This is a genomic window from Streptomyces sp. NPDC060000 (assembly GCF_042737375.1).
Taxonomy (GTDB): Bacteria; Actinomycetota; Actinomycetes; order Streptomycetales; family Streptomycetaceae; genus Streptomyces.
Genome location: NZ_JBHWUU010000099.1, coordinates 1 through 12,019, shown reverse-complemented (window position 1 = coordinate 12,019; position 12,019 = coordinate 1). Strand labels below are relative to the sequence as shown.

The 12,019-nt window shown below is 68.6% G+C and carries 11 protein-coding genes; 3 read left to right on the top strand and 8 right to left on the bottom strand.

All coding sequences use genetic code 11. The features are described from left to right. Window positions 1–29 precede the first annotated feature (29 nt). The 5 genes from ACFWBB_RS36995 to ACFWBB_RS36975 form a co-directional block, all read right to left on the bottom strand. Window positions 30–545, bottom strand: coding sequence for a hypothetical protein (locus ACFWBB_RS36995; protein WP_385281867.1), 516 nt, complete (start codon window positions 543–545; stop codon window positions 30–32). A 301-nt stretch (window positions 546–846) separates the two neighbouring features. Further along, window positions 847–2,880 (bottom strand): hypothetical protein, encoded by a 2,034-nt coding sequence (locus tag ACFWBB_RS36990; protein WP_385281864.1) that lies wholly within the window; start codon window positions 2,878–2,880, stop codon window positions 847–849. A gap of 139 nt (window positions 2,881–3,019) precedes the next feature. Continuing rightward, window positions 3,020–3,844, bottom strand: a complete 825-nt coding sequence (locus ACFWBB_RS36985; RefSeq protein ID WP_385281861.1) for a DciA family protein — start codon at window positions 3,842–3,844, stop codon at window positions 3,020–3,022. Beyond that, window positions 3,844–5,604, bottom strand: a complete 1,761-nt coding sequence (locus ACFWBB_RS36980; RefSeq protein ID WP_385281858.1) for a hypothetical protein — start codon at window positions 5,602–5,604, stop codon at window positions 3,844–3,846. Before ACFWBB_RS36980 ends, ACFWBB_RS36985 begins: the two co-directional genes overlap by 1 nt. Before the next feature lie 733 nt (window positions 5,605–6,337). Continuing rightward, entirely contained in the window at window positions 6,338–6,637 is a 300-nt protein-coding gene (locus tag ACFWBB_RS36975) for a helix-turn-helix transcriptional regulator (RefSeq protein WP_385281855.1), read from the bottom strand. Window positions 6,638–6,730: 93 nt separating this feature from the next. On the opposite strand from ACFWBB_RS36975, the gene ACFWBB_RS36970 reads away from it, so the two are divergent. Together ACFWBB_RS36970 and ACFWBB_RS36965 are read left to right on the top strand one after the other, a co-directional pair. After that, complete coding sequence (locus tag ACFWBB_RS36970) at window positions 6,731–7,375, top strand: HAD family hydrolase (protein ID WP_385281852.1); 645 nt, start codon at window positions 6,731–6,733, stop codon at window positions 7,373–7,375. Window positions 7,376–7,379: 4 nt separating this feature from the next. Beyond that, window positions 7,380–8,219 (top strand): DUF1932 domain-containing protein, encoded by an 840-nt coding sequence (locus tag ACFWBB_RS36965; RefSeq protein ID WP_385281849.1) that lies wholly within the window; start codon window positions 7,380–7,382, stop codon window positions 8,217–8,219. Between the two features lie 7 nt (window positions 8,220–8,226). Here the strand turns inward: ACFWBB_RS36965 and ACFWBB_RS36960 are convergent, their stop codons facing one another. The 3 genes from ACFWBB_RS36960 to ACFWBB_RS36950 form a co-directional block, all read right to left on the bottom strand. Continuing rightward, on the bottom strand, window positions 8,227–8,799 hold the full coding sequence (locus tag ACFWBB_RS36960; RefSeq protein WP_385281846.1) for an AAA family ATPase: 573 nt from the start codon (window positions 8,797–8,799) through the stop codon (window positions 8,227–8,229). Further along, window positions 8,796–9,830, bottom strand: coding sequence for an AAA family ATPase (locus tag ACFWBB_RS36955; RefSeq protein ID WP_385281844.1), 1,035 nt, complete (start codon window positions 9,828–9,830; stop codon window positions 8,796–8,798). The genes ACFWBB_RS36960 and ACFWBB_RS36955 overlap by 4 nt, the downstream gene beginning before the upstream one ends. 182 nt (window positions 9,831–10,012) lie before the next feature. Continuing rightward, complete coding sequence (locus ACFWBB_RS36950) at window positions 10,013–10,765, bottom strand: GntR family transcriptional regulator (protein ID WP_385281841.1); 753 nt, start codon at window positions 10,763–10,765, stop codon at window positions 10,013–10,015. Between the two features lie 391 nt (window positions 10,766–11,156). On the opposite strand from ACFWBB_RS36950, the gene ACFWBB_RS36945 reads away from it, so the two are divergent. After that, window positions 11,157–11,966: a hypothetical protein gene (locus tag ACFWBB_RS36945; protein WP_385281838.1), complete on the top strand. Its 810-nt coding sequence runs from the start codon at window positions 11,157–11,159 to the stop codon at window positions 11,964–11,966. Window positions 11,967–12,019 lie beyond the last annotated feature (53 nt).

Sequence of the window (12,019 nt, the reverse complement as noted above, 5' to 3'; positions counted from 1 at the left end):
AGTAGTCGACTCCCCGGTCGCGGTCGTAGCTACAGGCCGGGGCGCGGCCCGTAGATCTCCCTGAGTCGCTTGGCGATCACCTCCTGAGCCTCTCCCAGACTCATCTGAGCCTTCACCGCCGAATCGGGGTTGGCTGAAGGAGGAGCCGGGTCGATGGCCATGCCGTTGGCGTCGGTACTCGCCTGAAGCACCTTGCGCCGGATGTCGTCATCAAGGACGAGTTTTGTCAGGCTGGCGAGCTGGCGATTCGCCTCAGATAGTTCCCGACCAGGCGCGTCTGGTTCGTCGCCTGATGTGCGCTTCACGCGGAACATGATTGCTGCAGTATTCGCCTTGCTGAGTGCGTCGTAGACCTCTTCCAGGTGAGTCAGTTCGAACGACTCCCGGCGTTCCAACCGCACGTGGTCTCGCTCCAGCTGGCGGAGCCGTTCTTCACGGCGGAGTGCTGCTGTCTCTCGGCGCTCTTCACTTCGCTGGTTCAGCCACGCGCCGAGGATCAGCGTGACGACTGGAAGTACTGCGGTGACGGTCCACTTCAAGTCCACGCCGCGGAGCGTACGTCAACGGCCCTGTTACGCGGGATCTCAGTCGTCGTCCTGGTCGAGAGCGGCCTCAGCAGCTTTGATCTTCCCGCTCGTCGACAGTTCCGCGTGGATGTGGTGCTCGCCGGTATCGCAGGTCTGCGTCAGGCTCACAGTCGACGACGTGCACCCGTGCCGCACAGACCAAGACGCCCCCCGTCGGGTGGCGGCCCAAGCTTGATCTCGTGCAACCGGCCCACCTGTGCCGAACAGCGTCCTCTGCTTTGGGTCATGTGTTGACCCGCGGGGCATAGTGGCGGATACCTCAGCCCCACAGTTTGCGGGTGAGTTCCTTCGCCCACTCCACCCGCTGGTGGTGTGGACCGTGGGGCGTGCACGGGGAGTTCGGGCCGGCCTGGCACTTTGGGCAAGTGACCTCCTTCGCATGCCAGGTTCGCGCTGCCGAGCCCGCGGTCTCCTCCCTTTCTTCCTTTCTCCTGCGCGGTCTAGGAGGCCGGGCTTTAGCCGGGACAGGCGGCGGGGCGTGGTGCTGGCGGCCGTCGTACGCTTCCTTGTCCTTCTCGCCGGGGCCGACGGGGTCGTCGCTCTGTAGGACGCGGCGCAGGCGTTCGTCGTGGGGAAGCTGTCGCTTCTCGCTGGGGCCGACGCGATCGTCGTTGTCGCAGAGCTTGCCCGGTCCGGCGTGGCATCGCGGGCAAATAACTCGGTACCAGTCGCCGCGTGGCACTTGGTGGTGCAGGCGGACCGGGGGCTTCTTGCCTGCCTTTTGCGCTCGGCCCTTTCGATCGGCCGTCGGTCGCCGCTCCTGGAGCGGAGGTGTGGGGCTGGCTTCGCGCTCGCGGGTCTCCGAGGCCGACTGCATGGACCCGGCAGGAGCTTCGACCTCCTGCCGGGCCTGCTTCGGCTGTCGGGCCTTCTTCGAGGCTTTCCGCTCGTCCAGGATCAGCCGTTGCCGCTCAATGTGGCCATCTTCGCGCGGCCTCCCGCTGCTGGGGCCATCGACCAGCACACAGTCCTTGCCTTGCTGCGCGTTGCAGCGCGGACAGCGCCGCTGGATCCAGTACCGCCGCGCCACGCGCGGCTGCTCCTGCGGCCCCCGCGCCCACCGTTCCTTCCAGTCTTCGACACGCTGCGCTTCACCACGCGTCAGTAGTTCTCCGGCCGAGGCCGCGGACCGCAAAAGCTCCTCCACCTGAGGCCGCAGATCAAACGAGTACGCGTCGTACACGCGAAGGCGATGGAGGGCACTGCGGAGTCGAGCCGCAGCCTTTCGTGCTTCCTTCTCAGTGTCAGCTTCCGCTTCGACCGCGTCCCGCGTGAGGTCGTCCAGGCTGTCGAAATACGTGATCGCCCGCTCGTAGAGGGCGGACTCGGCGTCGGTGCGATCCTCCGCCGCCGTCGCGTTGACGCGGATCAGAAGCCGGCGCACCCGTCCAGGCTTCTGCTCAGCCACCGCCTTCTTCAGGTCGTCGAACAGCTTGCGGCGCTCCTGGTTCTGCTCGATCAGCCAGGTCCTCGCGTGGCGAACGGCGGCCTCACGCTGCTCCTGAGGATCGCCCTCCACAACGGTCAGATCCTCGATCTCCCGGCACACCTGCTTCACCAAGGACACGGACTCGATCCGACGCGCATACACCAGTCGGCGCAACAGGGCCTGGGCGCGCGCCTCCGGATCTGGCACCTTCCTCGCTCTGCCGGGCGACCACAGCGTTGGGCGCGGCGCATGGTGGGACTGAACGATCTTCTGAACCGCTGGCGTCGACAGCCCGCGCTCCGTCATCTCGCACTGGTCCAGAGCGAACCATTCGATCGGCCGGGCGAAGGCCTCGGTGCCGATCTGTACGTGGCGCGCGGTGCCCACGCTGTCCAGCCGGATCCGATGCACGTACCAGCGACGGATCAGTGTGTCGCGGTCGACCGGCACCATCGTCCCGAGGACCGGCTCGACACCGTCGCCCCACACCGGCGTCACCGCCTGGTCCAGGTGCACCCGCAGAGCGCCATGCCGCCATCGCACATCCACGACGGACCCGATCGGTGCCCCTTCGGTGCGGGTGTACTCGAAGGTCGCCTGCTCCCCGCGGCCGGAGAGCCAGGCCGCGGCCGCCGACCGCACATAGAGGTGGTCTGCGCTGTCCACGCCGTGGGAGCGACGCCCGCACACGTGCGGCAGCCCGTCCGGATCCGGATGATGTGCGAAATGACAGGCCCGGTCCGTGTACAGCTTCGTGGTCAGCTGGCCGCCGCAGCCGCCGAGCAGCGTCCCGCACCAGAAGGTGTCGTCATCGTGAGAACGGCGGAATGCATCCAGCTCGATCGCTTCCATCGGCAGCGTCAACGGCTCATCCGAGTCCGCTCCGCCGAGTACCGCCGTCTGAATCCGTCGCCTGTCCGTGCGCACAAACTCCCCCAACCCATCCTGCCAACACATCCTGTCACCAGCGGAGTTCACCAACCAGGTCGCCTTTCGGCTCGACTCACGCCGTACGCCCCAGCTGCGATGCCCCCGCCGCCCTGCCGATCACGCCGTCCGCGGCCTGCCCCTTCCGGGCAGCACTCTCGGCCCGGGCCCGGCGTAGTGCGGCCTCCTCGGTGGCCGCGGCCTGGCGGCGCCGCTGTGCACGGGTCGCTTCGATCAGGACGGCGGCCGGTTCGGGGAACGCGCGCCGGGACAGCTCCCGCATGGCCTTCGTCTGCCGCTCCACCGCCTCCGCGATGCCCGGGTCCACACGGGAGGGTCGGGCCGCCTCCTGGTGCGCGGCGAGCGCGCGGCGGTAGCCGTCCGAGGCGGTCTCCTTGGTACGCGGAGGCCCGGCGGGCGCGGTCGCGGGCTCCGGATCGACGTCGGCCGACTCGGGCACCGGCACCGCGCCGGGCGCCAGGATCCGCAGGGACCGGACGACCGTCCGGCCCGCCGACTCGTTGGCGGCCGCGATGATGCGAACCTGCTCCATCCGGGCCTTCGTCGCCCAGGCCGACGACTCCGGGCACACGGTCAGCCGGCCGGAGTCGGCGTCGTACGACACGGCGGCGACGTGCCCGGCCAGCTCGGGGGCGATGGCCTCCCACCGCGCGCGCAACGAAGCGCCGGCGGCCGGGAGCTCCCACGCGCGCTCGGTCACCAACGCGCCGATCGCGGCACCCAGCCCCATCGGCTCGCGCCCGTCGCGCCGGACCACCCGAGTGGTGCGCGGCTTGGGCTGCACCGTACGGCCGCCGCCGTTCTTCTGCGCCGCCACCTTGGCAGCGCGCAGTGCGACGCGTGCCAGGTCGACGCCACTGAGCTGCGGGTTCTCGGTCATCAGGCGACTTCCCCGGCCAGCTCCTGGACGCGGTGGACACCGCAGACGCTGCGCGACGGCAGAGGCTTCCGCCCGCAGGGCACGTCTCCGTCCCGGCCCGAGCAGGTCTCCGGCTCGGCCGGTGCGGCGGCAGACGCGGGCACGACGGCGGTGCCCAGCACGGCGGCCTCCTCCCGGCAGAGCTTGCACAGGCCGTCCTCGAGGGCGCGGCCGATCACGACGATCCGGGCGCCGCAGTCCCCGCAGGAACCGCGCGGCGGACCCTCCAGCTCGCGCTGCGCCGGGACCGGGGCCAGCACCGGCTTGCGGATCGCGTCGTCCAGCACGCAGTCGACGCAGCGACCGCCCGGGCCGGGACGGGTGCCGTGCTCGGGACACAGGCCCTGCTCGATGCGCTGGGCACGCCTCCGGGCGGCAGCCTTGTCCTGGACGATCTCGGCACACACCTCGCAGTCCTTGCCGGTCGACCACAGCACGCCGGCCTCGCAGTCCTGGTAGCCGCAGCCCCAGCGCGGCAGGGCCACCCCGAGCAGCCACCGGCCCGGGTCGCGGATGTCCGAGAGCATCACCTTGGCGAACCGGGCGGTCAGCCGGTGGTGCAGGCGTTCGGCATCCGTGCCCTCGCGCAGCTGGCGGCCCACCTCACGGGCGATCTGCCGGGCGACGAAGTCGCTGGTCACCCGCTCCAGCAGCAGGTGCACCGGCTCCAGCACGGCGTAGATGTGCGGGCTCATGGCCAACTGCGGTCCGTCGTACGACGACCACGCAGACCCCCCGCCCCTGCTGCTGCGCTTTTCCGTTTCCGGCTTCGAGAGGAAGGGCTGGCTGTTTCCACCCGCGCGAAGCGCGAGATCACCGTCGGCTTCCGTACGCGCAGCAGCGCCAGCCGGGTTTTCCACAGCCCCAGCGCCCTCAACTACCGGTACCTCGCCTACGGCGGATGAGAAGAACGCGCGCTCGTCATCTGGTGAGTCAGTCCTAGGTGATTCCTCATTCGCGAGGGATCCCTCACCAACCGGCGAACCCGATCCCTCACCAACTTGGGAACTGACCGACTCCTGAGAACCACTGGTCACAGCCGCCTCAGCAGCCCCGGCGGCCGCCGCGCAGCCACCGTCCGGACGGGCTTCGGGAGCGATGTCGTGCGCGATGTACCGGTGACGCCCCTGCGCCCCCGCACGCCGCTGCACCGTCACCCAGCGCGCCGCCTCCACCTCGTCCACGACCGCCGACGCGGCCGTCACCGACAGCGGCTGACCCTCCTTCTGGCCTGAGTGGTGCCGCAGGCCGGCCGCCAGCTCAGCCTCCGTCAGCGCGATCCCCCGCGCCTGCGCATACGCGATCAGCGCGAACGCCCGCAGTTGCCGGGGCGTGAGGTCTTCCGCGGCCGCCACCGGCAGCCACACGAACGCCTCCGTACGAGTCATCGCCCGCACCGTCCGCACCGCCGACGTGCCCCTGCCGCCCGGCAGCGTCCGACGATCCGAGAACAGCTCCACCACACCGTCCGGACCCGGACGGCGCAGCTGCGTCATCCCACGCTCCACCGACGCTGGCGATAAGCCCAGATACGAGGCGATCGTCGTGGACTTCGCTTGGCACCCCTCCGGCCGCAGCCCGAGCGCCTTCACCTTCACGTACACGGACAACGCCACGTCCTGGTAGCAGGGCAACCAGACCAGACGCATTGGCACACGAACCCGCTGCCGACGAACCAGACCCGTCGGTGCGGCCATCATTGACTCCACGACGGCGCTCACCGGGCCCCCCGCAGAGACGTCAGAACATGATCCATCCGGCGACCATGGACCAGATCACCTGTGGATAGATTCCGCCCAGCCTTGATCGCCCCTAGTGCTCCCGCAGGGTGGTCAAAAATCTTGAAACCCGTCCCGCCAGACGGGACGTCGCAGTCGCGAGCGCCGATCAGACGGCCCGGGGCGGTCAGTTCCCCGCAAGCGAAAGAAGAGCCGTGAGGATCTTCCTGGCTAATGCCGTGAACTGCGTAAATGCTCCGCGCGTTTCTCGTCACGTGAGAAGCAGGAATGGCTCGAACCGGTGTGAAACGGGCAGGGCCAAGCTGACAGGGGACACCAACGTGCTGCACTATGGCGAGAACACCTTTCAGATTCACGGCCGCACCTCACCCCGCGATGCGGGAAGGCGACCAACGGATATGAAGCGGCCCCTCCGGGAGGAGCGGCCGACCGACTGGGGGGAGATTTCTCCTCTCGTCTCGGTGGTGGTTGATCGCAGAGCCCCTGTGGTGGGGGCCCTGCGGTTGGAGCGCGCAGCTGCTGCGGCTGTGGTGGCCGTGGTTAGTGGCCGTGGTGCTTGTTGTTGAAGTGAGTGGCTCGATGAGCCGCAGCTCAGGACCGGTTACAGCCGGGATCTGAGCGGCCGACGCGGGTGGTTAATCCGGTCGGTAGACGGGCCGCGCGAGGCCAGCGGGTGGTTAGTCCGCCTCTCGGCGCGCGCGGCCGATGACCTAGGTCATCCCGACCCCCTTGATTCCGAGGCCGGCGTCGGCATGCCCGAATCCGGGCGGGATGCCTCTGGGAATCGCTCTGCGAGTCGCTTGAGCAGGTGCATATAGACCGCGCGATGAGGCCGCCGGGGATGAGTTTGTCCGAGCTCCCAGCGGGCCACAGCCAGGCGCTTCACGCCCACGGCGTCCGCGACTTCCTGCTGGGTGAGTCCTGCAGCGAGGCGCAGTTGCTGCCGCACGTGCGGAGGCGGCAGGACGTCGTCCAGGAGAGCGTTGACCCGGTGCAAGGGATCTGCGTCGGACATGACCCAACCTCTCATGATCACTGAATCCCTGAAAGATACACCACGGGATCGATCTTGGCTCTCGCGTGCCGATACGCCGATAGGGTCGTGTGCATGCTGGCCCTCTTCGACCTGGACGGCACGCTGGTCGACCGGCAGTCGGCGTTCAGCGACGCGGTGACCGCCCTCTGCCATACGCACGCCTTCGGCCCGGACGTCGAACAGTGGCTGCTCACCGAGCTGGCTGACCGCGCGAACGGCAGCGACTTCGCCCGGCTGGGCGCAGCCTTCGACCTGCACGAGCCAGCCACGCAGCTCTGGCAGGAGTACGTCGACCTGATGGCAGCCGCGGTCACCTGCCAACCGGTCGTCCTCGAGGGCCTGGCCCGCCTCCGCACTGCGGCGTGGACGATCGGCATCGTCACCAATGGCGCCTCGGACATCCAGCGCGCCAAACTGGCCTCTACCGGGCTCATCGACTTGGTCGACGGTGTCGCGGTGTCCGGGGACCTGGAGATCCGCAAACCGGACCGGCGCCTCTTCGAACTCGCGGCTGTCCGCTGTGGCCTGAGCCTTGCTGACGGCGGCTGGATGATCGGCGACAACCCCGCCGGGGACGTCGGCGGCGGCCACCAGGCCGGCCTTGGCACCATCTGGCTTCGCGGCCGACCCTGGCCCGACGGCCTCAAGGCCGCACACCACACCGTCGACGACGTCACCGACGCCATCAACATCCTGCTCAACGAGCCCCCGGAGTAGCACCGTGGACCAGCCCACCGTCGGCATCCTCCACCCCGGCAGCATGGGCGCCGCCATCGCCGCCTGCGCCGCGACCAACGCGGCCGCGGTCGTCTGGTGCTCAGCAGGGCGCAGCGCAGCATCCACGATGCGCGCCGAACAGTTCGCCCTGACGCCAGTGGCCACGCTGACCGAGCTGCTGGATCGCAGCGACATCGTCATCAGCCTCTGCCCGCCGGCCGCTGCCGAGGACATGGCCCACGATGTCGCCGGGCACCGCTTCGACGGGGTGTATCTAGAGGCGAACGCCATCAACCCCGAGAGGGCGATGCGGATCGCCGGATTGCTCGAACCGGACGCGACCGTCGTGGACGGTGGCGTCGTCGGCTCTCCGCCCGTACGCGGCAAGACGCCGGTCCTGTACCTGTCCGGCCGGGCCGCCGCGACCGAGCGGATCGAGGCGCTCTTCGCGGGCACCGCCGTGAAGACGAAGATGCTGGGCACGGAGCTCGGGAAGGCGTCCGCGCTGAAGCTGTCGTACGCCACATTCCAGAAGACGTCGCGGGTCCTAGTGGCGCTCGCGGTCGGCATGGCGCGCGAGCACGGCGTCGACCAGGAGCTCATCGAGGCCGCCTCCCGGCGCACCGACTCATACCTGTCCGAGCCGCAGTACGTGGCCAAAACGGCGGCCCGCGCCTGGCGCTGGGGCCCGGAGCTGGAAGAGGCCGCCGACGCGCTCGCGGCCGCCGGCCTCCCACCGGAGATGCTGCGCGCGGCCGCGACCACGCTGGCACGGTGGCACGACGTCAAGGACGACAGCGAGCTCACGCTCACCGACGCCCTTAACCGACTCGCCCAACCGTAGCCCGCGCTCATGCCGTCGCCGCTCCCGCCCGCCGCATCAACAGCTGGTCGATGAGCCGCGCCGCGTCCTGCGGTGACGCCGTCGTGGTGTCCACGGTCAGGTCCCAGACCAGGCCCGGGTGCGCGTCCAGGTCCTCGCGGGTCGCGTCCCACACCGCCAGGCGCGCCGTGGTGTCGCTGTCACCACGACCTGCAGACCGCTGCGCAATCACCTCGCGCGGGCACCACAGCAGCACCACCAACCAGTCCGCCTCGTAACCGTTGACCAGGGCGCGGATGCCGTCGATCTGCCCGAGATGCACAACCGGCACCCCGGCCGCGAACGCTGAGTCCAAGCCCGGCCGGTCAAGGACGTAGGTGTTGCCGTACCGAAGGTTCGCGTAGACGACATTGTCGGCGGCCTTCAGCTCCCGCAACTGTGCGGGCGTGCCCATCCGATAGCCCACGCTCCTGCCGGAACCGATCTTCAGCCGTGCGAACTGGCCGTACCGAGGGTGGAGTTCCGCTAGGACGCGGGTAACCGTGTCCTTCCCGGCCGCTGGCGGTCCGTAAAGAATGACGCCCGGCTTCTTGCGGCTCATCCGTGTACCGCCCTCAGGGCGTGCCGAGCCTGGTCGGCCAGCGAAATCGCTGTACCCAGCCTGTTGTCGACGACCAGGTGCGGCACGACCGGGCGCAGCTCCAGGTTGACGGTTGCCATGTACTCATCCCAGCGCTGGAGCTTCCAGGCATCGCGCGCCGCCGACCGGAAGCCGATGTACTCTCGCATGGATTCCACGTCGCACTGCACCCAGACCGGCGACACGTCCACGCCCAAGGCGCTGCACTTGTTGATCAGCCGGTTCATCCACGCCTCAGAAGTCATCTCCCCGATGAACGGGGCAGTCAGCACCGTGCTGATACCGCAGTTGATGTTGGCGTAGGCAGCCTGCATCAGGCAGTCGTACTCCACCGGCCGCACGTGCTCGCGATACAGATCGGTATGCCGGTCGTTCGCGTCGCCTCCGAGCGCGACCAGCAGCTGCTCCACGAGCGGCCGGGTCAGGGGGTCCTTGTCCAGCAGCGGCCAGCCGGTGAGCTGCGTAAGGAAGCGCGCAAACTCTGTCTTCCCGCTGCCGGCGAACCCGCCGACCAGCACCACCGAGGGGCGGTGCGGGTCACCACCGGTGTGACGACGCTTCCATGCATCCAGGATCCGCTGCTGTAGCCCGAGAGGATCCGACTCAGTAGTGCCCGCTCCGATCTGCAACAGGGCGCGCTCCACGGCCAGGACGTGCGAGCCGTTGCGCTGGTCATTCATCGGAGTCAGCTTGAACTGGGTGTCCTCGCCCGGCAGGGCGCTGCGGAATCCGAGTTCCGGGTCGGTGGCCCGGTACAACAGGCAGTACGCCCGGCGGTAGTGCGGTCCCGGGTAGACCTCACCCTGCTCGTGCTGCCACAGAGTCTGCGGATTCGCCGCTGGGATGCCCTTGAGTTTGGCCTGCTCCGCAAGCGTTCGTAGCCGCTCGCCGGCCTGCTCAAGCGTCAGCCCGTGAGCCTCCCGCTGCTCCCGCAGCCGCTCGGGCCTCCACCCCAGATGCTTCCCCACGCCGCTTGCCTCCGTAGTCGCCATGGTCCCGGACCCTATGGCCAGAGCCCGAAATTCCGTGTGTACGCGGATGTTGAAAACGTGTGAACGAGCCCGTGTACAGGCTTCGACAAGCGGCTGTGATTTTGCACCGCCGCTTCGGCCGGTGTGATGGCCCCCACAAGACGAGCTGTCAGGTGGGGGTCGCAGTGCATGAGTTAGAACGCTCAGGCATCGAACGCGTAGTCCAGGACGTACGCGGCGCTGTCGAGCGTCATTTCGTTTACCTCGACCGCAAGGCCATCGGAGTCGAAAGCCGTACGGCAGAGTTTGATCACCGGACGACCCAGGGGGATCTCAAGGCTCTCGGCTTCTTCCGCAGTGGGAAGGCGGCAGCGGATTTCTTCTCGGAAATGAGCCGGTGCATGGCCGATCTCCGAGAGGCGGGCGTAGGTGCCACCCTCCCCGGTGTCGACACGGGTGATGGCGGTGCCGTTGACCAGCTCGAACGGCAGGTACGAGGTGGCGAGCATCACGGGCCGCTCGTCAAGGACGAAGCGCCGCGAGCGGGCGCACACAGTTCCGCCATCTTCGAGATCGAGGATGCGCGCGATGTGATCCGGCGCCGCGACGGTGTCGACGCGAACATCGATCGTCACGGGCCTTTCCTCGTCAGCGGACCAGATCGACTTGCCCGCGTCCCACTGTGCGCGCGCCAGACGTTGAATGCCATGGCGTCGGATCGGGCGGAACGAAAGGACGCGGGCGCCAGCCCCCTTCTTCGTCTCCACCAGCCCCTCGACTCGAAGGATTTTCAGCGCTTGGCGCGCGGTCAGTACGGCGACGCCGTACTGCTCAGCCAAAGCCGACTCGCCAGGCAGGCGGTCTCCGGGGCCATACCGGCCCGACTCGATCGCTGCCTTCAAGTCGTCGGCAATCCGCTGATACTTCGGCCGCTGCGGGCCAGCCTCGCTCGCCATTCGTCTCCCTACCTCGTTAGCGATCCTACGGCTGCTGGCTATCGAGGCATCGGAGGGACGCCTTGATCCGCGCGGAAGATCGCGCGGCGAGACTACCTCGTTAACGATTCTCCTTGACATCGCTAACGAGGATGAGTCTACTAGACCTTACCCAAGCTCGTTAACGAGGTTGGTTGCCGAGCGAAACAGCAGGAAGTCGCCGCCTCTTCGGAGGTGGGGCAGTGGGGTGAGCCGAGCTCCCCCGGCCAGGCGCCTGTACCGAATAGCTCCACCTGATCCACCTCGAACGGCGCTGCTGCGCTGTCTGTCCGCCAGGACCAACCTGCCGAAAGGCCGGCCTGGCGCGGCAGAGAAGGCAGTAATCGCACCCGATCCCAGTCAGGAGGATTCGATGCCCCGCAAGCGTCCCGGCCGCGTCCGGACCAAGAACACGAACCGCCGTGAGGCGCTCAAGCTCAGCAGCATGGCCCCGGAAGACTTCAACGTCCGACCCGGCGAGCCGAAGTCGATCGCGTGCCCCGACTGCCGGACATGGCGCCGGATCATGGGCGACAAGGTCCTCAAGATCCGCGAGCACTGCATCTCCGACAAGGTCGCGGAGGGCGAGAAGCACGTTACCTGCCCCGGCAGCGACCAGCTCGTGGTCATCGACATCGACGTCCGACGCTGGCAGGCCCGGCAGAACCGGCTGCTGCGCGACGCGATGCCGCAGGAGAACCGGCGCGCCGCCCAGCAGTTTTACAAACCGCGCCCTGCTCCGGCCGCTCCGGTTTCCCGGATCAAGGCGGAGGTCACGCTGGAGTCGGCCCGCCAGTCCTACCTCGCCCATCGCAAGGGATGCACGCGGTGCGTCGGCGGCCAGCACTGCACGGACGGCGGCATCCTGGCCCGCCGCTACGTCCTCGCGCTCAACCAGGAGCCCGCCCGCCGCGAGGCCCGCGAGGAGCAGGAGCGCCAGGAGCGGCGCACCGCACGGAAGCAGACGGCGCCGGCCGTCCGCAAGGCGCAGTGGGCCAAGCACGGCGGGAAGGCAGTCGAGACGGCGAACAACCGCTGCGCGGGGCGCATCCCGGGATCGCTCTCCGAGTTCCGCGGCCCCCAGCTCCCGCTGGCGCCGAAGGACGTGGAGGCGCATGAGCGGCGTCAGGCTGAACTGGGTAAGCAGTACGCGCAGAGGAAGCCGGCCGCGTCAGCCGCCTGACCCGCACACCGAGACGATCGACCACGGCCCCGGCCGCCCCCGAATCAAAAGGC

Excerpts from the sequence above, each read along its gene's own strand:
- ACFWBB_RS36985 (WP_385281861.1), bottom strand. The coding sequence starts at position 3,844 with ATGACCGAGAACCCGCAGCTCAGTGGCGTCGACCTGGCACGCGTCGCA.
- ACFWBB_RS36960 (WP_385281846.1), bottom strand. The coding sequence starts at position 8,799 with ATGAGCCGCAAGAAGCCGGGCGTCATTCTTTACGGACCGCCAGCGGCC.
- ACFWBB_RS36970 (WP_385281852.1), top strand. The coding sequence starts at position 6,731 with ATGCTGGCCCTCTTCGACCTGGACGGCACGCTGGTCGACCGGCAGTCG.
- ACFWBB_RS36945 (WP_385281838.1), top strand. The coding sequence starts at position 11,157 with ATGCCCCGCAAGCGTCCCGGCCGCGTCCGGACCAAGAACACGAACCGC.
- ACFWBB_RS36955 (WP_385281844.1), bottom strand. The coding sequence starts at position 9,830 with ATGGCGACTACGGAGGCAAGCGGCGTGGGGAAGCATCTGGGGTGGAGG.
- ACFWBB_RS36975 (WP_385281855.1), bottom strand. The coding sequence starts at position 6,637 with ATGTCCGACGCAGATCCCTTGCACCGGGTCAACGCTCTCCTGGACGAC.
- ACFWBB_RS36950 (WP_385281841.1), bottom strand. The coding sequence starts at position 10,765 with ATGGCGAGCGAGGCTGGCCCGCAGCGGCCGAAGTATCAGCGGATTGCC.